The 20,880-nt window shown below is 72.5% G+C and carries 25 protein-coding genes; 14 read left to right on the forward strand and 11 right to left on the reverse strand.

Annotation, left to right across the window (positions count from 1 at the left end):
* Positions 1 to 50: 50 nt before the first annotated feature.
* From ASD33_RS10800 to ASD33_RS10810, 3 genes are read right to left on the reverse strand one after another with little or no spacing between them, the layout of a single operon-like run.
* Positions 51 to 1,010: a hypothetical protein gene (locus ASD33_RS10800; protein WP_056557272.1), complete on the reverse strand. Its 960-nt coding sequence runs from the start codon at positions 1,008 to 1,010 to the stop codon at positions 51 to 53.
* Positions 1,011 to 1,050: 40 nt separating this feature from the next.
* On the reverse strand, positions 1,051 to 1,941 hold the full coding sequence (locus tag ASD33_RS10805; RefSeq protein WP_056557275.1) for a LysR family transcriptional regulator: 891 nt from the start codon (positions 1,939 to 1,941) through the stop codon (positions 1,051 to 1,053).
* Between the two features lie 20 nt (positions 1,942 to 1,961).
* A complete protein-coding gene (locus tag ASD33_RS10810) occupies positions 1,962 to 2,486 on the reverse strand; it encodes a tetratricopeptide repeat protein (RefSeq protein ID WP_056557278.1) in 525 nt (174 codons plus the stop codon).
* Positions 2,487 to 2,582: 96 nt separating this feature from the next.
* On the opposite strand from ASD33_RS10810, the gene ASD33_RS10815 reads away from it, so the two are divergent.
* Both ASD33_RS10815 and ASD33_RS10820 read left to right on the forward strand, forming a co-directional pair.
* On the forward strand, positions 2,583 to 3,359 hold the full coding sequence (locus ASD33_RS10815; RefSeq protein ID WP_056557281.1) for a CTP synthase: 777 nt from the start codon (positions 2,583 to 2,585) through the stop codon (positions 3,357 to 3,359).
* A gap of 152 nt (positions 3,360 to 3,511) precedes the next feature.
* Positions 3,512 to 4,081, forward strand: a complete 570-nt coding sequence (locus tag ASD33_RS10820) for an SMI1/KNR4 family protein (protein ID WP_056557283.1) — start codon at positions 3,512 to 3,514, stop codon at positions 4,079 to 4,081.
* Positions 4,082 to 4,225: 144 nt separating this feature from the next.
* On the opposite strand, the gene ASD33_RS10825 is transcribed toward ASD33_RS10820, so the two are convergent.
* Both ASD33_RS10825 and ASD33_RS10830 read right to left on the reverse strand, forming a co-directional pair.
* On the reverse strand, positions 4,226 to 4,564 hold the full coding sequence (locus ASD33_RS10825) for a hypothetical protein (RefSeq protein WP_157870022.1): 339 nt from the start codon (positions 4,562 to 4,564) through the stop codon (positions 4,226 to 4,228).
* 242 nt (positions 4,565 to 4,806) lie between these two features.
* Entirely contained in the window at positions 4,807 to 5,433 is a 627-nt protein-coding gene (locus ASD33_RS10830) for a nucleoside/nucleotide kinase family protein (protein WP_056557290.1), read from the reverse strand.
* A gap of 190 nt (positions 5,434 to 5,623) precedes the next feature.
* On the opposite strand from ASD33_RS10830, the gene ASD33_RS10835 reads away from it, so the two are divergent.
* The 3 genes from ASD33_RS10835 to ASD33_RS10845 all read left to right on the forward strand — a co-directional run bounded on the left by ASD33_RS10835 (position 5,624) and on the right by ASD33_RS10845 (position 7,707).
* Positions 5,624 to 6,172 (forward strand): TetR/AcrR family transcriptional regulator, encoded by a 549-nt coding sequence (locus ASD33_RS10835; protein WP_056557294.1) that lies wholly within the window; start codon positions 5,624 to 5,626, stop codon positions 6,170 to 6,172.
* 93 nt (positions 6,173 to 6,265) lie between these two features.
* Positions 6,266 to 7,189 carry a prolipoprotein diacylglyceryl transferase gene (gene lgt / locus ASD33_RS10840; protein WP_079044702.1) on the forward strand — a complete coding sequence of 308 codons (924 nt, stop codon included), beginning with the start codon at positions 6,266 to 6,268 and terminating at the stop codon, positions 7,187 to 7,189.
* A gap of 98 nt (positions 7,190 to 7,287) precedes the next feature.
* Positions 7,288 to 7,707, forward strand: coding sequence for a DUF4260 family protein (locus ASD33_RS10845; protein ID WP_056557296.1), 420 nt, complete (start codon positions 7,288 to 7,290; stop codon positions 7,705 to 7,707).
* A gap of 56 nt (positions 7,708 to 7,763) precedes the next feature.
* On the opposite strand, the gene ASD33_RS10850 is transcribed toward ASD33_RS10845, so the two are convergent.
* On the reverse strand, positions 7,764 to 9,113 hold the full coding sequence (locus tag ASD33_RS10850; protein WP_056557302.1) for a DUF3533 domain-containing protein: 1,350 nt from the start codon (positions 9,111 to 9,113) through the stop codon (positions 7,764 to 7,766).
* 155 nt (positions 9,114 to 9,268) lie between these two features.
* On the opposite strand from ASD33_RS10850, the gene ASD33_RS10855 reads away from it, so the two are divergent.
* From ASD33_RS10855 to ASD33_RS10875, 5 genes are all read left to right on the forward strand, one after another.
* A complete protein-coding gene (locus tag ASD33_RS10855; protein ID WP_056557305.1) occupies positions 9,269 to 9,949 on the forward strand; it encodes a MerR family transcriptional regulator in 681 nt (226 codons plus the stop codon).
* Between the two features lie 181 nt (positions 9,950 to 10,130).
* A complete protein-coding gene (locus ASD33_RS10860) occupies positions 10,131 to 10,538 on the forward strand; it encodes a VOC family protein (RefSeq protein ID WP_056557308.1) in 408 nt (135 codons plus the stop codon).
* 264 nt (positions 10,539 to 10,802) lie between these two features.
* Entirely contained in the window at positions 10,803 to 12,830 is a 2,028-nt protein-coding gene (gene fusA / locus ASD33_RS10865; RefSeq protein WP_056557310.1) for an elongation factor G, read from the forward strand.
* A 133-nt stretch (positions 12,831 to 12,963) separates the two neighbouring features.
* Positions 12,964 to 13,320 carry a hypothetical protein gene (locus ASD33_RS10870; protein WP_056557312.1) on the forward strand — a complete coding sequence of 119 codons (357 nt, stop codon included), beginning with the start codon at positions 12,964 to 12,966 and terminating at the stop codon, positions 13,318 to 13,320.
* Positions 13,320 to 13,943, forward strand: coding sequence for a hypothetical protein (locus tag ASD33_RS10875; RefSeq protein ID WP_056557314.1), 624 nt, complete (start codon positions 13,320 to 13,322; stop codon positions 13,941 to 13,943). The genes ASD33_RS10870 and ASD33_RS10875 overlap by 1 nt, the downstream gene beginning before the upstream one ends.
* Before the next feature lie 35 nt (positions 13,944 to 13,978).
* Here ASD33_RS10875 and ASD33_RS10880 read toward each other — a convergent pair whose 3' ends face one another.
* Positions 13,979 to 14,818, reverse strand: coding sequence for a LysR family transcriptional regulator (locus ASD33_RS10880; RefSeq protein WP_056557443.1), 840 nt, complete (start codon positions 14,816 to 14,818; stop codon positions 13,979 to 13,981).
* A 105-nt stretch (positions 14,819 to 14,923) separates the two neighbouring features.
* Between ASD33_RS10880 and ASD33_RS10885 the strand changes: the two genes are divergently transcribed.
* Entirely contained in the window at positions 14,924 to 15,649 is a 726-nt protein-coding gene (locus ASD33_RS10885) for an SDR family NAD(P)-dependent oxidoreductase (RefSeq protein ID WP_056557316.1), read from the forward strand.
* On the opposite strand, the gene ASD33_RS10890 is transcribed toward ASD33_RS10885, so the two are convergent.
* Together ASD33_RS10890 and ASD33_RS10895 are read right to left on the reverse strand one after the other, a co-directional pair.
* Positions 15,635 to 16,819, reverse strand: a complete 1,185-nt coding sequence (locus tag ASD33_RS10890; RefSeq protein ID WP_056557318.1) for a hypothetical protein — start codon at positions 16,817 to 16,819, stop codon at positions 15,635 to 15,637. The two genes, ASD33_RS10885 and ASD33_RS10890, sit on opposite strands and share 15 nt — an antisense overlap.
* Before the next feature lie 59 nt (positions 16,820 to 16,878).
* Positions 16,879 to 17,337: an ATP-binding protein gene (locus tag ASD33_RS10895; RefSeq protein WP_056557320.1), complete on the reverse strand. Its 459-nt coding sequence runs from the start codon at positions 17,335 to 17,337 to the stop codon at positions 16,879 to 16,881.
* A gap of 221 nt (positions 17,338 to 17,558) precedes the next feature.
* Between ASD33_RS10895 and ASD33_RS10900 the strand changes: the two genes are divergently transcribed.
* From ASD33_RS10900 to ASD33_RS10910, 3 genes are all read left to right on the forward strand, one after another.
* Complete coding sequence (locus tag ASD33_RS10900; protein WP_242426898.1) at positions 17,559 to 18,344, forward strand: helix-turn-helix transcriptional regulator; 786 nt, start codon at positions 17,559 to 17,561, stop codon at positions 18,342 to 18,344.
* Positions 18,341 to 18,580, forward strand: coding sequence for a DUF397 domain-containing protein (locus tag ASD33_RS10905; protein WP_056557323.1), 240 nt, complete (start codon positions 18,341 to 18,343; stop codon positions 18,578 to 18,580). The genes ASD33_RS10900 and ASD33_RS10905 overlap by 4 nt, the downstream gene beginning before the upstream one ends.
* Before the next feature lie 97 nt (positions 18,581 to 18,677).
* Positions 18,678 to 19,469 (forward strand): SDR family oxidoreductase, encoded by a 792-nt coding sequence (locus ASD33_RS10910; protein WP_056557324.1) that lies wholly within the window; start codon positions 18,678 to 18,680, stop codon positions 19,467 to 19,469.
* Positions 19,470 to 19,495: 26 nt separating this feature from the next.
* On the opposite strand, the gene ASD33_RS36235 is transcribed toward ASD33_RS10910, so the two are convergent.
* Positions 19,496 to 20,143 carry a DUF6518 family protein gene (locus ASD33_RS36235; RefSeq protein WP_079044703.1) on the reverse strand — a complete coding sequence of 216 codons (648 nt, stop codon included), beginning with the start codon at positions 20,141 to 20,143 and terminating at the stop codon, positions 19,496 to 19,498.
* Between the two features lie 175 nt (positions 20,144 to 20,318).
* Complete coding sequence (locus ASD33_RS10920; RefSeq protein WP_157870023.1) at positions 20,319 to 20,783, reverse strand: hypothetical protein; 465 nt, start codon at positions 20,781 to 20,783, stop codon at positions 20,319 to 20,321.
* Positions 20,784 to 20,880 lie beyond the last annotated feature (97 nt).

The following is a 20,880-nucleotide window of genomic DNA, read 5'->3' on the forward strand; positions in this document are numbered from 1 at the left end:
TCCGTGCGTCGTACAGCATCCTGCCGGGCGCCGGAGCGGCCCGCGACCGGTCAGCGGCGGTCCGGGCCCTGCGCGATGAGCCGTTCCAGGAGTTCCTGGAAGTCGTCCCCGACGACGATCCGCAGGTCTCCGTGCTCCTCGTCGTGCTCGCTGAGCTGGGTGAGGACGCCGCCGCGCCACCAGAAGACGTACGGGCTGATGGCGCCCGGCACGTCCTCGTACCCGGAGGCGGCGAAGGAGGCCATCGCGCCGAGCGCCGGGATGATCGAGGTGTCGCGGATGGGGTGGAAGGCGAGCTGGTGCCGGAAGGGCATCGCGACGAGGGCGCCGTGCTCGCCGAGCGGCAGGCCGGTGACCCGGCGGACGACGCCGTCCAGGTCGAGGACGCGGCTCGCGGTGTAGAAGGAGTCGCCGAGGATGATCTCGAAGCACATGCCGTCGGCGTCGCGGACGGTCTCGTGCTCCTCGACGGGCAGCCCGCGCAGGTTGCGCAGGGCCCGGTCGCGGAGCTGGGCGTGGTCGCCGAGCCGTTCGAGGGCCTCGTCGGTGAGCATCATGACGCTCTCGGGGAGGTCGAGGGCGAGGATCTCGTACAGGCCGGGCGCGACGGTCCGCGCGTACCCGAAGGCGGCGGCGTCGATGCCGTCGCCGCTGACGACCCGGGGGTAGAGCTGGGCGCGGATCTGCTCGGGCGGCAGGGTGTCCAGGGCGGACGGCCCGTCCATGGCGCGGACGACCAGACCGACGTGCCGGTGGATCATGCCGGGCCAGACGCGGGTGCCGCGCCGGTCCTGGTGGCAGACGGCGGCGAGGTTGCCGAGGCCGAAGCGGCGGCCCTTGTCGTCGATGACGTGGTCGGCGTAGACGGTGACCTCGAGGCCGAGTTCGGCGAAGGTCTCCCGGACCCGGCCGCGGAAGAGCGCGGCCTCGCGCTGCGAGAAGTACGCGAACTCGGGGTCCCTCGGCGCGTCGCCGTCGTCCCGCCTGGGTCCTCGTCGCAGCCACCCCACGCCTGCCCGCCTTCCGTCGCCGTTGCGCACAGGGTAGCGACTACGGGTGTCGGGCCTTGAGCCGTCGGGTGAACTCGGCCACCGGGGTGGCCGGTTCGGGTGGCGGGCCGGTCGGCAGGAGGAGTTCGGTGCGGTGGACGAGGCGGGGCGCGACCAGGGGGACGGAGACCGCGCCGGGGGTGCCTGCGGCGAGGGCCGAGGGGAGCAGGACGAGGCCGTGGCCGGCGGCGGCCAGGGCGGTGAGGGCGCGGGTGTCGGTGCCCTCGTAGCGCAGGGCGGTACGGAAGCCCCGCCCGGCGGGTCCGCCGTGGACGGCGCGCAGCCGGTCGAGGGGGACGCCGGCGGCGGGCGCGTCGAGCCAGCGGGCGTCGACGAGGTCGTCGAGGCGGAGTCCGGTGCGGCCGGCGAGCGGGTGGTCCGCGGGCAGGACGACGGCGAGGGGTTCCTCGGCGACGGCGGTCGCGGCGAGCGGGGCGATGTCGGGCAGCCGCAGCGGGTCGCTGGGGGCGGCGACGCCGTCGACGAGCCCGGCGTCGGCCTCGCCGGTGGCGACGGCGGCGGGCACCCGCTCGCGGGGCAGCGCGCGCAGGGTGACGCCGGTGGCGGGGAGGGCGGCGAGGGTACGGGGGTGGAGGGCGAGCGGGGAGGCGGCGACGGCCAGGGTGGCGCGGGGCGCGGCGGCGAAGCGGTCGAGGTCGGCGCGGGCGGCGTCGAGGCGGAGGAGCAGGGCTCCGGCGTGTTCGAGGAGGCGGGCGCCGGCCGGGGTCGGGGCGACCGGTCTGCGGGTGAGCAGCGGCAGGGCGAGGTCGGTCTCCAGGGCGGCGATGTGCTGGGAGACGGCGGACTGGGTGTAGCCCAGCTCGCGCGCGGCCCCGGAGAAGGAGGCGAGCCGGGCGACGGTGACGAAGGTGCGCAGGAGGTGCGGGTCCATCGGTGGGGTGCCGGCCCCGGTCAGGAGCCGTCGGGGGAGGTGAGCAGGGCGCGGGCGTAGTGGGCGAGGGAGCGGTTGTAGCGGGGCAGGAGGGGGGCGAGGGCGCCGAGGGCGAGGGAGGCGGCTTCGCGGTCGCGCCCGGTGTCGGCGAGGGAGAGGGCGAGGAAGGCGTCGACGGCTCCGGCGAGGGCGGTCTCGTCGGCGTCCAGCCGGTCGGCGGGGAGGGCGCGTTCGGCGGTGAGGAGTTCGACGCTGCGGTCGGGGCGGCCGAGGTTGCGGAGGCTGCTGGCGAGCTGGATGACGGCGCGGCGGCGGCGGAGTCCGGTGATGCCGAGGTCGAGGGCGCGCTGGTAGAGCCGGACGGCTTCGACGGGTTCGCCGGTGGAGTCGTGGGCGGCGCCCAGCTCGAAGAGGGCGACGGGGTCGTCGTCGGGCCGCTCGGCGGCGAGTTCGGCGACGCGGGCGCGGAAGTCGGCGGGCTCGTGGTCGTCGAGGCGGGCCCAGAGGGCGGCGACGCGGGTCTCCCAGTCGTGATCGTTCGTCATGCGGCCAGCCTATCCAGGCGGTCATCAGTGTTCGTGATGGAAAGCGCAGGAATCATCGTTGGACGTGAACCGGGGGCGCCGCGAAGGATGGCGGCCATGAACGACACACACGCCCTCCCCCGTACCGCCCGTCCCTCTCCTCCCTCCCGGACCCCTCGTATCGCCTTGGTCGGCGACCGTTCCCCGCACGTCCGTTCCCATGTCCGGGTGCCCGTCCTGCTCGACGGCCTCGCGGAGCGGGACGGCCTGGCGCTCGACGCGTACTGGATCCCGACCGGGGACGCGGCGGCGCCCGGCGCGGTGAAGGGCTTCGACGCGGTGTGGGTGCTGCCGGGGAGCCCGTACGCGAGCGAGGCGGGGGCGCTGGCCGCGATCCGTACGGCCCGGGAGGACGGCGTCCCCTTCCTCGGCACCTGCGGCGGATTCCAGCACGCCCTGCTGGAGTTCGCGCGGAACGTCTGCGGTCTGGAGCGGGCGGCGCACGCCGAGAACGAACCGGCGGCGGACCCGGGCGACCTGCTGATCGCGCCGCTCGCCTGCTCGCTCGTGGGCCACGAGGGGGTCGTACGGGTCACCCCGGGCTCGCTGGCCGAGCGGGCCCTGGGCGCGGAGCGCACCACCGAGCGCTACCACTGCGACTACGGCCCCGACAGCCGCCACCTCGCGACCCTGCGGGCCCACGGCCTGCGGTTCACGGGCGCGGACGAGGAGGGCGGGGTGCGGATCGCGGAACTCCCGGAGCACCCCTTCTTCCTGGCGACCCTCTTCCAGCCGGAACTGTCGGGCGACTCGGGCGACGACACCCGTCCGCACCCGCTGATCCGGGCACTGGCGGCGGCGGCGACACGCCACGCGACGGGGCACGCGGTCTGACGCTTCGACGAGTTCGCTCAGGAAGACGATCGCGAGGAGGGAGGGAACACACGCTCGAAGTACCATCCCTCCAAGATTCTCCGGCCGGTAAGTCCCAACCTCCGCAGTGGCGTAGTCGGACGGAGTCATCTCGGTAGAGGGGGCAGAGGGCGATGAGTGTGGCTGAGAGTTGGTCGCGTGTGATGGGTCTTCTCCGGGAGCACGCGTCGGCCGATCACGCGGATCTGCCGGGGCCCGCTACGGAGCAGATGCTCGCGGCAGCCGAAGAGCGGATGGGGATCTCCCTGCACGGGGACCTGCGGACGTGGCTGTTGCAGAACAACCTGGATCTGCCCGAGGAAGACTTCGACGACGACGTGATGTGCTGCGGCTTCGACGGGTTCCCCGACGAGGGAAGCTTCTTTCTGGGTATCCGGGCGATGGAGAGGCTTTACGCGAACCGCTCCACGTCCTGCGGATTCGACCCTCCGGACCAGCCGGACCACCCGTTCTGGCGCAACGAGTGGATCCCGTTCCTGTCGGACCGGGACGGCTGGAGCGGAAAGTTCATCGATGTGCGGGACGGGCGCGTCGGCAGCTGGTTCGTGGGTGGCCCCACGGTCACCGGCGAGTACGAGTCGATGGCCCGGTATTTCGACTCCGTGGCGGAGACGCTGGCGAGGATCGCCGCTGGAGGCTCCCCGGTCTGCCGGTTCGCCGAAGGCCGACTCGTCTGGTCGTGAGACGGTTCCCACTTGAGTCGCGCAGAGCTCACCGCTACCACACGATGTCCGAGGCACACCACGGCGCATGGTGCGCCTCGGATCATGTGAGCGATGGCGTTCGACGTGTTTCCGAGATCACCCCGGGACTGCGGGGCGGGATTTTCAGCTGGGGGTGAAGCCGCCCGCGACCGGGTTGCCGTCGACGTCGCACCAGACGGTGGACGTGCCGCCGGACGGCACGCGGTTTCCGAAGTGGCGGTACGTGCCGTAGCCCGACTTGTAGCAGTCGACCCACGCGGTGAAGTAGCCACCGGTGCAGCTGATCTGAATTCCGACGTGGGGGCTCCCGTAGACCTTCCACCAGTTGGTACAGCTGTACCCGGCGGCGGCGTCGGGGCTCTGGGCGGCGGCCTTCGGCGCAGCGGAAGCGGTACCGGCCATTCCCGCACCGGCCAGGATCACGGATGCGACGAGAACTGACGCACGGCGAATTACGGACATGACTGAATTTCCTTTCCTCAAGGTCATCAGCAGACTCACCGAAGGTATTTCACGCACCGCCCGGAGGGAGAGCGCTTTCCCGGTTATGGCTCGATCTGGTGCGGCCATCCGGTTCTTTCCGAACCCCCCGCGCGCATTCCTCTGTCCGGCGACACGCCCATTGGCCAGATCCCGGCATGCTCTTTCCATCGACCGCCCACGCCGGTTCGAGCCGGCGCGGAGCGCCTGATCCCGGACACCCCCTAGGACATCGTCACGACCAGGTGCGCGCGGTCCCGTCCCCGGGCGACCAGGCGGGCGTTCTTCTCGTCCGAGTCGTGGACCCAGCGTTCCGCGTGGGCGCGGTCCTTGCCGTGCCGGACGTGGCGGTCGACGAGGCGGGGGACGCGGTGGCGGGCGTCCAGTTCCAGGTACCAGGTCTCGTCGAGGAGGGGGAGGACGGCGGCCCAGGCGCCTTCGTCGTGCAGCAGGTAGTTGCCCTCGGTGATGACCAGCGGGACCTCGGGGCCGACCGGGATCGACCCCGCGACCGGCTCCTCCAGGGTGCGGTCGAAGGCCGGTGCGTAGACGGTGGTGCCGGGTTCGGGGGCGCGGAGGCGGGCCAGGAGGGCGGCGTACCCGGCGGCGTCGAAGGTGTCCGGGGCGCCCTTCCTGCCCGCCCGGCCGAGGCGTTCGAGTTCGGCCTGCGCGAGGTGGAAGCCGTCCATGGGGACGAGGACCGCGAGCCCGTCGAGGCGGTCGACGAGCCGCTCGGCGAGCGTGGACTTCCCGGCGCCCGGGGCGCCGGCGAGCCCGAGGACGCGCCGCCGCCCCGGCGTGGCGAGCGCCCGCGCGCGGGCGGCGAGCCGGTCGAACTCCTGGGCGTCCATGCGGGGCATTCTCCCACCGCCGGCACTCAGGGTGCGTTCGGCAACGTGCCGGGGAACTTGCCACCCTTGACGGCTAACACCATTAGCCGTAACTTGACGCCCCATGGCTAACAGCGTTAGCCGTGTTGATCATTCGTGAAGCGAAAGGGCTGCGGTGAGCACTCCCCCAGGCGAAGCCGGGCAGCCCGTCATGGCCGACCGCGCCCGGCAGATCATGGCCGCTGCCCGGGAGTTGCTCGACGCCGAAGGGCCGGAGGCCTTGTCGATGCGACGCATCGCCGAGCGCGTCGGCATCCGGGCGCCTTCCTTGTACAAGCACTTTCCCGACAAGGCCGCTGTCGAGGCCGGGCTTCAGGCACAGGGGATGGTTCGCCTGGCGCAGGACCTGGAGGCCGCCGAGGCCGGGATCGGCGACGATCCGCCCCTGCTGGTGCTCGCGAACGCCTATCGGCGGCATGCGCTCGCCGGTCCGCATCTCTACCGCCTCACCCACACTCGGCCGCTCGCCCGCCCCGCGCTCCCCGAAGGGCTCGAAGACCGCGCGGCGATGCCCCTGGTCCGCGCGGTGCGTGGCGACGTCGATATCGCGCGGTCGTTCTGGGCGTTCGCCCACGGCATGGTGACACTCGAACTCGACGGCCGATTCCCGCCCGGAGCGGACCTGGACGCCGCATGGCGCACCGGCTGCGAGGCGTTCGCCGACCTGCTCCGGAACAAGAACGGCGGCGATGCCCTGTGACGGCCGCCGCCAAGCGGCAAGGAGCCCCGGCAGGAAGCCGTCCGGTGCACGCCTGATGACCCATCCCTTCACCGACACCGCGACGGAATGAGCATGGATCTCGCCTACCTTCCCAGCCCGTCAACCGGGGTACTGCACCTCGGCCCGGTGCCGCTGAGGGCGTACGCCTTCTGCATCATCCTCGGCGTGTTCGTCGCCATCCGGCTCGGCGACCGGCGCTGGGTCGCACGGGGCGGGGACCGGGGCGTCATCGCCGACATCACCCTCTGGGCCGTGCCGTTCGGCCTCGTCGGCGGACGGCTGTACCACGTGCTCACCAGCCCCGACGCGTACTTCGGCGACCACGGCGAGCCGATCCGGGCCCTGTACGTGTGGGAGGGCGGGCTCGGCATCTGGGGCGCCATCGTCCTGGGCGGCCTCGGCGCGTGGATCGGCTGCCGTCGCCACCGCATCCCGCTTCCCGCCTTCGCGGACGCCGTCGCCCCGGGCATCGCCGTGGCCCAGGCCATCGGCCGCTGGGGCAACTGGTTCAACCAGGAGCTCTACGGCCACCCCACCACGCTCCCTTGGGGCCTGGAGATCGACCGCGCACACCGCCTATCCGGAATGCTCGACATCGCCACGTATCACCCCACCTTCCTCTACGAGTCGCTCTGGGACATCGGCGTCGCCGCACTGGTCCTCTGGGCGGGCCGGCGGTTCGCACTCGGCCACGGCCGGGCCTTCGCCCTGTATGCCGCCGCCTACACGGTCGGCCGATTCTGGACGGAGTACCTGCGCATCGACGAGGCCCACGCGTTCCTCGGCCTGCGCCTGAACGGCTGGACCTCCGTCGTGGTCTTCCTCGGCGCGATCGTCTACCTCGTCGTATCGGCCCGCCGCCTCCCCGGCATCGAGGACGTGTCGCGGCCCCGGAGCGAGGGCGGAACGGAGGAGGGCGACGACCCTCGTCACACCATGCCGACCTCACACGTCGACGCGTCCACCGGCACCCCGGCCGGGGCGAAGGCCGACTGACGGCCTGAACGAACTCGCTCCAGGAGAGCTGCTCCCCACCCTTCAGTACCCCGCCCCAAGCCGGATCTCGCCCCCACCGTCTCGCAAGGAGTGAGCGCATGACATCCCCAACACCCGGCAAGGCCCACCGGAGTTCGGCGTCGGGCCCGGTCCGCGGCGCCTGGGCCCTGCTCGGTGTGTTTCTGCTGGCCTGGACCGTGCTCGAGATGGTCAACCACGGCGGCTGGACGATTCCGCTGGGCATACTGGGCTTCATCGCTCCCGACCTGACGCTGTTCGTCGGACCGTCGGGGCCACACGAACCCGGGCAGCTCCCCCGCGGCAAGGTGCCCGCCTACAACCTCGTCCACCGGCCGATCGTCCCGGTTCTGGGGCTCATCGTGGTCCCCTTCCTGCCGGGCGACGGACCGGATGCCAACGTCGGACTGTTCACCTTCGCGCTCGGCTGGCTGCTGCACATCGCCTCGGATCGGACACTCGGCTACGGACTGCGCACTGCCGACGGCCGGCAGCGCTGAGCGCCGACCGGGCGGCTTCGCGGACCCGGACGTGGCCACCACTCCTTCTCCGGCGATCAGCCGACGACGGGTACCGGCTGCGCGGGGTGCGGGGTCGAGCGGTGCAGGCCCCGGCGGTCGTAGAGGTGGGTGAGGGCGAGGCCTAGGGCGAGCGACACGGCGAAGCCGATGCCGACCATGGTCCAGGCGCGGCCCAGTCCGGCGTCGGTCCGGGCCCCGAAGTAGAGGATGGACCGGACGCCGTCGACGACCTGCCGGAACGGTTCGAACTCGGCCAGGAAGCGGTAGAAGTCCGGGAGTGCCTGGATCGGGATGGTGGCGCCGGCCGACGGGATGGCCAGACCGATCAGGACCAGCATGGAGACGATCGGGCCCGGGGTGCCGAAGACGGCGAGCAGGGCCAGCGCGGTGGTGCCCATGGCGGCGGTGGCGCAGGTTCCGAAGATCCACAGCAGGGCCAGGTGGGAGGCGTCGATGCCGATGACGCCGACGGCCGCGGCCAGGGCGAGCGCGGAGGTCAGCATGGACAGGACGATCATGAGCGCCGAGCAGACCAGGAAGTGGTGCACCCGGGTGGCGTGCTGGACGGGCTTCACGACGCGGAACGGGCCCTTGTCGCTGGCGAGGTAGCCGAGTGAGGTGTCCACCTGGGTGTGGATGACGTTGGCACCGAGCATGCCGCCGAGGACGAGGATGAGCGCGTAGAAGAAGGCGCTCAGGCCGAGGCCGCTGTGCTGTCCGAGGGGGTGGCCCTCCTGGACGACGAGGCGCACCGGGTCGGCGATCATCAGTTGCGCGGCAGCACCCGGCGCCTGCGCGGCGGGGGCGGCGTGCGCGCCTGCGCCCTGCGCCGCCGCCCGGTGCGATGCCGCCCGGCCCAGCTGCTTGCCCATCTCCGCGGAGGTCGTCTCGACGACCTTGCGGTTGATCTCGGTCGCCATGGAGGAGCCGAAGCTTCCGGCGGCGGGGTTGGTCAGGACCGTCACGGTCGGCGGATGCGGCGTGCCCTGCGCGGGCCCGGCGAGCGCGGCGACGGAGGCGGAGAAGTCGTCGGGGATGACGAGGGCGCCGAAGACCTTGCCACTGGCGAGCAGGTCGTCGGCGGTGCGGCGGTCGACCTGCTTCCAGTCGACCTTCTCCTTGAGGTCGGCCGATCCGGTGATCTGCGCGGTGACCTGCGCGCCCAGGTCGATCCGCCGGCCGGCCACCTGGGCGCCCCGGTCCGTGTCGACCAGGGCGATCGGCAGGTCCTTCGTCGAGCCGACCGGGTCGTTGTTGGCACCCAGGTAGAGCAGGGACAGGACGAAGGACAGCAGGCCGAGGATCACCGCCGACGGGAGCCACACGCCGCGCCGGCGGAGGAGCCCGCGTGCGCTCACGCGCAGCGGGTGGGTGGGTTCGGACATGCAGGGGCTCCCGCTTCGGTGGGGTGTCGTCGCTGGTCGGCGACACATTAGAAACCTTCACTTTCCAGCTGAAGAGTGACACTATCGAATGGAGGTGTCCATTCGAGCCCCTGGGAGACTGCTCACACACGGAACAGCTTCGAGCGAGAGTGCCCATGAAGATCTCTGACCTGAGCCGTCTGTCCGGAACGCCGGTCGGAACGATCAAGTACTACCTGCGGGAAGGCCTGCTGCCCCCCGGCCGGCCGCTCGGAGCCACCCTGACCCTGTACGGCGACGAGCACGTCCAGCGCCTGCGCCTGATCCGCGCCCTGACCGCCCGCGGCGGCCTGTCCATCGCCGCCACCCGGGACGTCCTCACGGCGATCGACGAGCCGCTCGACCCGCTCGCCACGCTCGGCGTCGTGCACTACGCGCTCCCGACCCCGGTCGACGCCACCGAGACGGACGCCGTGGAGGAGCAGGCGCCCCGGGTCGACGAGCTCGTACGCGCCATGGGCTGGGACGTCTCCGCCGATTCCCCGCACCGCCGCGCGCTCGCCGCGAGCCTCATGGACCTCAGCCGCCTCGGAATCGACTACGGCACCGGGGACCTGGTGCCGTACGCGGAACTGGCCGCCGCCGCCGCGAAGCTCGACGTCGACCGGCTCGAGGAGCTCGACGACGCCGAGGACCGGCTCAAGCTCGCCGAGCACGCCGCCATCGTCGTCCTCCTCCTGGAACCGGTCCTGGCCCTGCTGCGTCGTCTCGCGCAGGAGAACGAGACCCGCCGCCGGGCGGCGTGGGCCCGCACGCCCGGAGGGGCGGCCCCGAACCCGCCGGCCGACTCCCCCTGAGTCCCCCGGGGGCGGGGACACCGGGGGCCGCGACCGGCCCCTCAGGGGAGACCCTCGCCCACCCCTCCCCCGAACCCTCATTCACACCCCCCGTCCGACAAGGGTCATCCCGCACGATGACGTGGATCGACGCGGGTCGACGCGGGTAGGTTCCGGTCCTTCCTCGTATTACGTTGAGGAAATGCCGTCCATCGCACTCGTCACCCTCGTCGTCCGTGACTACGACGAGGCCGTCGCCTTCTACACCGACGCCCTCGGCTTCGACCTGGTCGAGGACACCGACCGGGGCGGCGGCAACCGCTGGGTCGTGGTCCGTCCGCCCGGCGCCGCCGGGGTCGGCGGCCTCGGGAACGCGGGCCTCCTCCTGGCCCGCGCCAAGAACGAGAACGAGGAGGCCTCCGTCGGCAACCAGACCGGCGGCCGGGTCGGCTTCTTCCTGCACACCGAGGACTTCGCCCGCGACCACGCCCGGATGACGGCGGCGGGCGTGAAGTTCATGGAGGAGCCGCGCCACGAGCCGTACGGCTCCGTCGCCGTCTTCGAGGACCTGTACGGCAACCGCTGGGACCTGCTCCAGCCCGCCGAGTAGGCCCCGGGAAAAACCGCTGTCGCCCGCGCGGCTCCGCTCCCTACACTCGCGGCACGGCGCACCGACCGGTGTGCCGTGCCGCGAGTGACGACCGAGGAGAGCCGACCGTGCGTACGCGCCGCTTCGACGTGATCCTCGCCTCTCGCCCCGGCCGGTGGCGGCTGCGCGCCCGCCATCGCCGACCCGTGACGTAACGCCTCTTCCGAGCGCCGTCCGGGCATCGCGCTGCCCTGTTCTCCACGCAGCAGCGAAAGGCACGACACCGTGCGTACCCAGCCCCAGCCCCTCACCGCCCGCGTCCGCAACCTCGGCATCCTCGCCCACGTCGACGCGGGCAAGACCACCGTCACCGAGCGGTTCCTCTACCTCACCGGCGCCACCCACAAGCGCGGCGAGGTCCACGACGGCACCACCGTCACGGACTTCGACCCGCAGGAGCGCGACCGGGGCATCACGATCTTCGCCGCGGCCGTCAGCTGTGACTGGGCCGGGCACCGGATCAACCTCATCGACACGCCCGGTCACGTCGACTTCTCCGACGAGGTCGAGCGTTCGCTGCGCGTCCTCGACGGCGCCGTCGCCGTCTTCGACGCCGTCGCGGGCGTCGAGCCGCAGAGCGAGACGGTGTGGCGGCAGGCCGACCGGCACGGCGTCCCGCGCCTCGCGTTCGTCAACAAGATGGACCGGGCGGGCGCCGACCTCGACGCCGCCGTGGAGTCGATCCGCACCCGCCTGGGCGCGGTCCCGCTCCCCGTCCAGCTGCCCATCGGCCGCGAGGACGGTTTCACCGGCGTCGTGGATCTGGTCGGGATGCGGGCGTACGTGTGGGCCGACGGCGCCGGCACGTACACCGAAGGGCCGGTCCCGGACGCCCTCCTGGACGAGGCCCGGCATCGCAGGCGGCGCCTTGAGGAGTCGGTGGCGGAGCTGCATCCCGGCGCCCTGGAGGAGTTCTGCGCGCACGCGGAACTCTCCCCGGGGACGCTGACGGGCGCGCTCCGCGACCTCACCCTCTCGGGTGACGCGGTGGTCGTGCTCTGTGGTTCGGCGTACCGCGACCGGGGTGTCGAGCCGCTGCTCGACGCCGTCGTCGCCTACCTACCGGCTCCCTCGGACATGCCTCCGGTGCGTGGGGAGGTCCCGGCGGACCCGACGGCGCCGTTCACCGCGCTCGCGTTCAAGGTGAGCGCGACCGCCACCGGCCGCATGACCTACGTCCGCGTCTACGCGGGCACGATCGGAAAGGGGGACACCGTGCTCGACACCACCGCCGGGCGCACCGAGCGCGTCGCCCGCATCCTGCGGGTGCAGGCGGACCGGGCGACCGAGGTGGACGTGGCGCGCGCCGGGGACATCGTCGCCGTCGTGGGGCCGAAGGGCGCCCGCGCCGGTTCGACCCTCTGTGCCCCGGACGCGCCCGTCGTCCTCGAACCGCCGACGACCGCCGACCCGGTGGTCTCGGTCTCGGTGGAGGCGCGGCGGAGCGCGGACACCGGCCGGCTCGCGACGGCGCTCGCCCGGCTGTCCGAGGAGGACCCCTCGCTGGTCGTGCGGTCCGACCCGGAGACGGGCCAGACGGTCCTGTCGGGGCTCGGCGAACTGCACCTGGAGGTCGCGGTGGAGAAGCTGCGCCGCGACCGGGGGCTGGAAGTCGCCGTCGGGCGTCCCCGGGTCGCGTACCGGGAGACGGTGGCGAAGGGTGTCACCGGACTGCTCCACCGTCATGTCAAACAGGACGGCGGCGCGGGCCAGTTCGCCCATGTCGTCATCGACGTCGAACCGGTGCCGGAGGGCGAGGAGTTCGTCTTCGCCTCGGCGGTCACGGGCGGCCGGGTTCCGCAGGAGTACGTCCGCGCGGTCGAGGCCGGCTGCCGTGACGCGCTCGTCGAGGGCCCGCTCGGCGGGCACCCGGTGACGGGTGTCCGGGTCACGCTCACGGACGGCGCCACGCATCCGAAGGACTCCTCGGAGATGGCGTTCCGCACGGCGGGCCGCTTCGCCCTGCGCGAGGCGCTCCGCGCGAGCGCCATGACGCTCCTGGAGCCGGTGGCCGACGTCACGGTCACCGTCCCCGCGGAGTCCGTCGGCGCGGTCCTCGGCGACCTCGCGGCGCGCCGGGGCCGGGTCACGGACCAGACGACCCGCTCGGGTACGGCGGTGGTGGAGGCGACGGTGCCGCTGGCCGAACTCTTCGGCTACGCGTCCCGGCTGCGCGGCCGCACCCAGGGCCGGGGCACGTTCACCACCCGCCCGGCGGGCTACGCCCCCGCCCCGCAGGGCCGCACGGAGTGAACGGAGGTGTCCGGGCCGCGGTGACCCCGCGGCCCGGACACCGGACCGGATCGACCGGACCGCGGCGCGAACCAAGGCAGCCAACCCCCGCGTCAGGGAGTTAAGTTGATCGCATCGGACGCGAGGGGTACGAGTGACGGACCAACAAGACCTGCTGTACCGCGTGGAGTCGGACCCGGCCTGGAACACGGCCGCGGCCGGCACCGCGCGGGTCGGCCTGCACCCGGACGAGACGGCGCCCGAGGTCATCGTGGTGAGCGGTCCGTGCCCGCGCTGCCGCCATGAGACCGTGCACGCCGAGCCGCTCGTCGCGTACGCCGACGCGCTCGCCCGCACCGGCCTGCTGGCCCGCCTGCTGCTCCGCCGGGCCGCCGAGGCGGGCTCGCGGGACGTCGAGGTCATCTGCGCCTGCTCCGCCACCCACCCCGAGGCCGGGGAGCACAAGGGGTGCGGGGCCTCCTGGGTGCTGCACGTGGAGTGGGGCGTCTGATGGCGATCCGCGTCACGGCCGGTACGCCCAGTACGCCGGCCGGCCGCGCCCGGGCCGAGGAGTCCCGGGGGCTGCTGGAGGGCGAGCTCGCCCGGGTCCGCGCCCAGGCCGAGAACTGGCGCAACGGCCTCGCCGCCCTCCTCGGCCTGCTGACGGCGGTCGGGATCGTCAAGGGGCCCGACACCCTCCAGGGCCTGTCCGGCGGCGCGCGCGGCACGGTGGGCGTGCTCCTGCTGGGCGGACTGCTGCTCTCCGCGGGCGGGGCCTTCTTCGCGATGCGGGCGGCGTTCGGGCTGCCGCGCCGCCGCGTGGCCGACGCCTCGCTGGAGGAACTGCTCACCAGGGAGCGGCTGACCGTGCGCCGGGCGGTACGGGACCTGCGGCGGGCCGTCGTGGCGGGGTTCCTGGCGCTGGCCATGGTCACCGCGGGGATCGGTCTGACCTGGTACGGCCCCCGGCCCGGGAATCCGGGGGTGCTGATCGTGCAGACCGACGGGAGCGTGCTGTGCGGCACGCTCACCGGGCTCGACGCCAAGGGGGCGCGGTTGCGGGTCAAGGACGTGGAACGACGGGTGCCGTCGGGCCGGATCGGGTCGGCGAAGTCGGTGGAGAGCTGCCCCTAGGGACTGTCGTCCCCTGGGGAGCACCCGGCCGTCGGTCAGAGGCGGGTCGCGGTGCGGACGAGGTCGGCGACGGCTCGGGATCTGCTGTGGGGCGGCCAGGCGATGACGGTCGTGACGGCCGGTGCGTCCGGTACCGGTACCGTCGCGTGGTCGTCGCCCAGGTGGGCGCGGAGGGACTCGGGCACGAGCGCGCAGGCCCGTCCGAGCGCGATCAGCTGGAACAGCTGGGTGTGGTCGCGCACCTGGGGGCCGGGGCCGTCGGGGAAGACCCCACCCGGTCGGGGCCAGCGCGGCAGGGGCAGGTCCGTGAGGGCGGTGACCTCGGCCGTCGACACATGGGGCCGGCCGGCCAGGGGGTGCCCCGCGGGCAGGACCACGACCTGTTGTTCGGTGCGCAGTTCCTCGGTGTCGAGTCCGGCCGTCGTGTCGAAGGGCCGCTGGAGCAGAGCGACGTCGGCGCGCCCGTCGCGCAGCAGCCCTTCCTGCTCGCCGGGCCCGCACAGCACCACCTCGACGGCGACCGCGCCGGGTTCGGCGGCGTAGGCGTCCAGCAGCTTCGACAGCAGTTCGCGGGAGGCTCCGGCCTTCGTGGCCAGCACCACTCCGGGTGGTCCTGCGGCGGCGCGGCGGGTGCGGCGCTCGGCGGCTTCGACCGCGAGGAGTGCGGCCCGGGCCTCCCGCAGCAGCACCGATCCGGCCTCGGTGAGGGTGACCGCGCGAGCCGTGCGGTGCAGCAGCACCACTCCGAGCCGCCGTTCGAGCTGCTGGATCGCCCGCGACAGCGGGGGCTGCGCCATGGCGAGCCGCCGCGCCGCCCGCCCGAAGTGCAACTCCTCCGCGACGGCGACGAAGTACCGCAACTCCCGTGTCTCCACCGCCTCATCGTATCCGGCGCTCACCAGGGCCGATATCCGTACGGTATCGGCGCCCACCCAGTCGGTCTTGGACGTCCGGCCCGGGTCCGCACGACGCTGGACGACATGAGTGAACAGACGATCGCGCTGGTGACCGGTGCGAACAAGGGAATCGGATACGAGATCGCGGCGGGCCTGGGCGCCCTCGGCTGGCGCGTCGGCGTGGGCGCCCGGGACCGGCGGCGCCGCGACGCCGCGGTGGAGAAGCTGCGGGCGGCCGGGACCGACGCGTTCGGCGTTCCGCTGGACGTGGCGGACGACGCGAGCGTGGCCGCCGCGGCCGAACTGGTCGCCGACCGTGCCGGAGGGCTCGACGTCCTGGTCAACAACGCCGCGATCACCGGCGGCATGCCGCAGACGCCCACCACGGTCGATCCCGCGACCGTGCGGGAGGTCGTGGAGACGAACGTGATCGGGGTCGTCCGCGTCACCAACGCGATGCTGCCCCTGCTGCGCGCGTCGGCCTCGCCGCGGATCGTGAACATGTCGAGCAGCGTCGGCTCGCTCGCCCTGCAGACCACGCCCGGCGTCGACATGGGCGTGGTCCCCGTCGCGTACCTGGCGTCCAAGACCTTCCTGAACGCCGTCACCGTGCAGTACGCCAAGGAGCTGGGCGGCACGGGCATCCTCGTCAACTCCGGCTGCCCCGGCTTCACCGCCACCGACCTCAACGCCTTCCAGGGCGTCCGCACGCCCCGGCAGGGCGCGGCCGTCGCGATCCGCCTCGCGACCCTGCCCGCCGACGGGCCGACCGGCGGATTCTTCGACGACGGTGGTTCAGTTCCCTGGTGACGGGTCCGTCGGTCCCTGGAGGTTGGCCGTCCAGCGGGCGTCGGGGACGACTCCTCGCCGGTGGAGGTCGAGGATCAGGGGGGCGGTCTGCTCCCAGAGGATGTCCACGATCTCCTGGATCGCCGCACCCAGCTCCAGGAGGGGCGCCGCGTTCTCTTCGAGGCGTGCCTGCGTGTGGGTGCGCACGAGGTCGCGCCGGAGTTCGGCCGGCGGATGGGTCGGGGACTGGGGGCGCGGCGCGTTCGTCCCCGTCACCAGCAGGGGCACGGCCCGGTCGAGGACCTCGCAGGCGGAGAAGAACAGTTCGACGCCCGCGTGGGCCAGCGCCGCACCGTGGTTCCTGTACATGGCCTCCAGGCACAGGTTCCAGCCGAGGAGATCGGCCACGACCTCCTGCTCCCACTTCCAGCCGACCTCGGTGACCTCGCCCTCCTCCGTCCCCAGCAGGCGACGCGGGGACTGCCGGTCGGCCACGTGCTCGGCCATGACGTGGCCGTACTCGTGGCCGAGGACGAAGAGCTCCATCCCGTCCCGGAGGATGCCGCCCATGGTGGCGACGGCTTCCGGGGGGAAGTACTGGGGCGCCGCGCTCGGCCGGCCCTCCAGGAGGTAGCCGAGCACGACCTCACGGAAGCGGCGCACGGCCTCCGGGGACTCCCGCACGTGACTCCGCACCCTGTCGATGTCCACGGAGAACGCGATCCCGCCGTCCTCGGCGTCCTCGTAGGGCATGGCCAGGGCCACGGCTTTGCTGAACAGGTTGGCGAAGTTGAGGAGTTCGTCCTCGAAGACGACCAGGTGCGTCTGCGAGCCGGGGGCGAGCAGCGTCAGGGCGTTGATCTCGCCCGTGGCCATCATCCCCAGCACGGGTCGGGGGAAGGAGCCGTCGAAGGATGCCTCCAGCTGGTCGGCGAGCATGTGGATCACCATGTATCCCCCCGGGTGCTCGTCGGGACCCCGGGGCGGCCAGTGCGCCTGCCCCGCTGCCCCGAGCTCGACGACCTGGCGCACCTTCTCCTCCGAGAAGCCGAACGCCCCCTTCCCGGCCTCCACGAGGAACCCCTCCCAGCGCTCCCCCGCCACGGTCCTCCCGCCGCGCGCCTGGGCGATCTGCGCCTGGAGCTCCCACAGAAAGGCCCGTGCCCTGACCTCGTCCGTCTCCGCCGTCATGATGCCGTTCCCCCGTTCCGTTCAATTGCCTTCAGTCTGACGGCAGTCGGACGGTCGCGTCAGCGAATCGGCTCCGCCCCGAGGTCGAGTTCCGCCCGTACGGTCTTCCCGACCGGCACCCGGTCGAGCACCTCCCACCGGGTGGCCAGCGCCGCCACGAGCAGCAGGCCGCGCCCGCCCTCGTCGAGGGGGCGCGGTGCGGCCGGCGCCCCGCCGGGCGGCCGGCGCTCGCCCCGGGTGTCGGAGACCTCGACGCGGAGCAGCACGCCCGGCGTGTACGTCAGCCGCAGTTCGCAGTCGCGGCCGGGCACCCGGCCGTGGGTGACGGCGTTGGCGGCGAGTTCGGCGACGAGGAGTCCGACGGTGTCGGAGGCCTCGGAGCCGTACGGGAGCCCCCAGCGGTGCAGTTGGTGCTGGGCGAGCCGGCGGGCGAGCCGCGCACCGCGCGGGGTCGAGCTGAAGCGCTGCGCGAACACACGTACGGTGACGGGCGCTTCGCGGGTCACAGGGGAGGTCATGAGGCCAATGTGGCGCCGCCCGGAGCCTGTTGCCAGGTCAGAAACCCGTACGCTGCCGCACCGTACGGGTTCACAGTCTGGACAGTACCGGTCACCGCCCGTGAGCATGGGTCCGTTACTGCGAGTGCACGGGTGCGGGAGGTGGCCGGGTGACGGACGAGGTTCCGGAGGACGGACCGGGTGGGGTTCCGAGCGGGGCCGGACCGGAGACGTCGGACAGCTTGAAGGTCTTCGGAGAGGTGGTCAAGGCCTTCCGGAAACGGGCCGGTCTCACCCAGGAGGCCTTCGCGCCGCTCGTGGGGTACTCGCTGCCGACGGTGGCCTCGATCGAGCAGGGCCGCCGTTTACCGCCCTCGGACTACGTGACCCGGTCGGAGGAGATCCTGGACGCCTTCGGCGCGATCAGGAACGCGGCCAGACATGTGGGCCGCAAGCAGGGCCTCGCGAGCTGGTTCCGCCCGTGGGCGAAGCTGGAAGCGGAGGCGGTGACGCTCTACACGTACGAGAACCGCCTCGTGCCGGGCCTGCTCCAGACCCCGGCGTACGCGAAGACGCTCTTCGAGGAGCAGATTCCCGCACTGGGCGACGACGACATCACGGCGCTGCTCGCCGCCCGGGTCAATCGCAAGGTGCTTCTGACGGACCGCCCGGACACGGCGTACAGCTTCATCGTCGAGGAGCATGTACTGCGCCGTCAGACGGGCGGGGAAACTGCCATGCGCGAGCAGATCGAGCACATCCTCGACATCTGTTCCCGGCGCAACATCGAGTTCCAGGTCATGGAACAGGCACGAGGACACCACGCGGGACTTGGCGGGCCTATGCGTCTCCTGGAGACCCCGGAGAACAAGTGGTACGCCTACTGCGAGGGCCAGGAGACCGGCCAGCTCATGTCCGACCGCAAAGTGGTCAGCATCCTCCAGAAGCGATATGCCAGGATGCGGTCACAGGCTCTGTCCTTCGAGGAGTCCGTGAGCCTGTTGCGGGAGATGCGAGGAGCAACATGAGCACCACAGACCTGGCCTGGTTCAAGAGCACCTACAGCAGTGGCAGCGGCGACGACTGCGTCGAAGTCGCCCTCTCCTGGCACAAGTCGAGCTACAGCGGCGGCGACGGTGACGACTGCGTCGAGGTCGCCTCCTGCCTCTCGACCGTGCACGTCCGTGACTCGAAGAACCCGGCCGGCCCCCAGCTCGCGCTGACTCCCGGCACGTGGACGGAGTTCCTGGCGCGGCTGGTCTGACGACGGGCCCGGGGAGGCCGTGTGCCAGGATGCGGGCACCGGCCTTCCGCCGCACACGGGCGGCCCGGTGCCGTACGACGCGAGGAGCGCAGCCCTGATGAGCACGGACCCGAAGCCCGCCGGATACCTCTCCGGCCTCTTCTCCCTCGAAGGGCGCACGGCGCTCGTCACGGGCGGCAGCTCCGGCATCGGCCGTGCCGTCGCGGGGGCCCTCGCCCGCGCCGGGGCGCGTGTGGTCGTGCTGGCGCGCAAGGAGGCGGAGCTGACCGCGACCGTCGACGAGCTGACGGCCGACGGCTGCCGGGCGGCCTGGGTGAGCGCCGACCTGAGCGACCGTACGGGGATCAAGGCGGGCGCGGAGGCGGCGGCGGCCGTGTTCGGGGAGCCCGACATCCTGGTCAACTCGGCGGGGATCAACCTGCGTCCGCCGTTCGGTGAGCTGGGCGAGGAGGTCTGGGACACCACGATGACGGTGAACCTGGAGGCGCCGTTCCTGCTGGGGCAGCGCTTCGGCCCGGGGATGGCGGAGCGCGGCTTCGGGCGGATCATCCACATCACCTCGCAGCAGGCGCACCGCGCGTTCGTGCAGAGCGGCGCGTACGGGGTGTCCAAGGGCGCGCTGGAATCGCTGGCGCGCTCGCAGGCGGAGGCGTGGTCGCCGCACGGGGTGACGGCCAACACGCTGGTCCCGGGCTTCGTGATGACGCCGCTGAACCAGCGGCTGTCCACGGACCCGGAGAAGGTGGCGGCGCTGGCGGCCCGCACGATGGTCGGCCGGAACGGCCTGGCGGAGGACTTCGCGGGCGCGGCGGTCTTCCTGGCGAGCGGCGCGTCGGCGTACGTCACGGGCCAGTCCCTCTTCGTGGACGGCGGGTTCTCCGTCCACTAGAGGGTGTCGTGAGGCACGCTCAGCGCTCAGCCGAGGAGCGTTGCCAGGATCAGTTGGTCGAAGACGAGGTAGGCCAGGGCCGAGAAGGGGAGGGCGGTCAGGAGGGTCAGCGCGCGTTCCCTGTGGGTGCGGCCCATGAGCAGCGGCACGAGAACCATGACGGTGAGGCAGGCCCATGCCTGGGGGGCGTAGTGCAGAACCCAGGCGTAGTGGATGCCCTCCATGCCGAAGACACCCGCCAGCGCGGCAAGGCCGATGACGCGGTGGCGCGGGCTGGTGCCACGCCACCAGGAGCCCGCCACCCCGAAGAGGGGGCCGGCGACGCACGCCATGCCGATCCAGACGAGCGGAGCGAACAGAGAGCCCACGCCGCCGCGCGCGACCTCCGCGTAGCCGTAGTAGCCGATGACGAGACCGGACTCGGCGAGCAGGCCCCCGACGGCGGCCACGGGCAGGCCGACCTTCCGGGCCAGCAGGGCGCCCGCGGCGAACGCGGCGACGGACCAGACCGCACCGGAGTTGGGGATCTGGTTCCACGCACCCGGAAGCCAGCCCTGGGCCAGATTGGTCAGGACACCGAGAAGGAGTCCTCCGACGAACGCCGACGCCGACGCGTATCCCCAGGCTCTTCCGCTCGTATCGCGCACTGAGACGATGACCGGGGACGCGCTCATGGTGGTGCTCACTTCTCTGCCGGGGGCCGCATGGCTCACACCTCGTGGTGCAGAGAGGAGGATGTGCGATGCCGACGGCGCGTTCCCTTGACCTGCGGCTCACTTCTCCGCCGAGGGCCGCGCGGCTCGCACCTGTCGGCCGGGCGGGCCGATGCGGGGTTCCGTCGGCGACGACTCAGCGTCGGGGGAACGGGTCATGGACAGGGCCCGATCGAGACGGACCGGGTCGGTCGTGACGAAACCGCGGAAGGTCGTATTCGGGGATCAGGAAGCTGCTGTATCCGACGGGCCCGGAGCGCTCCCCCCAGTACATCGCGCCGGCCACCACGTGACCGTCGGCGCCCGAGTCGGTCTCCAGGACGAACGCGCGCCGGTCGCGCCAGGGGCGGGGGTCCGCGTCCCGGATCCGGTCCGCTTCGCCCGGGGAGGCGAGGCGGACGGTCAGCCGGGAGTAGTGATCACGCAGGGAGAGTGCGCCGACGTTCTTGAAGAGGACTTCCACCGTGGTGGACAGTCCGGCGTCGGGGTTCGGCTCGCCGCGGAAGAGGATCTGGCCGTGGCCGATGATGTAGGCGAACAGGCTCAGAGGCCGTTCGAACACGACCGGCACGTCCACCGACTCCGTACGCTGACCCGACACGAGCACCCCTCGCTTCTCCCTAGGCCGCCACCTCGCCCCCGCCCCACGATCGGTCTCACGGCGGGCGAAACGGCGCAACCCTACCTCCCCCGGCCCG

It is taken from the genome of Streptomyces sp. Root1304, from assembly GCF_001426405.1.
Taxonomy (GTDB): domain Bacteria; phylum Actinomycetota; class Actinomycetes; order Streptomycetales; family Streptomycetaceae; genus Streptomyces.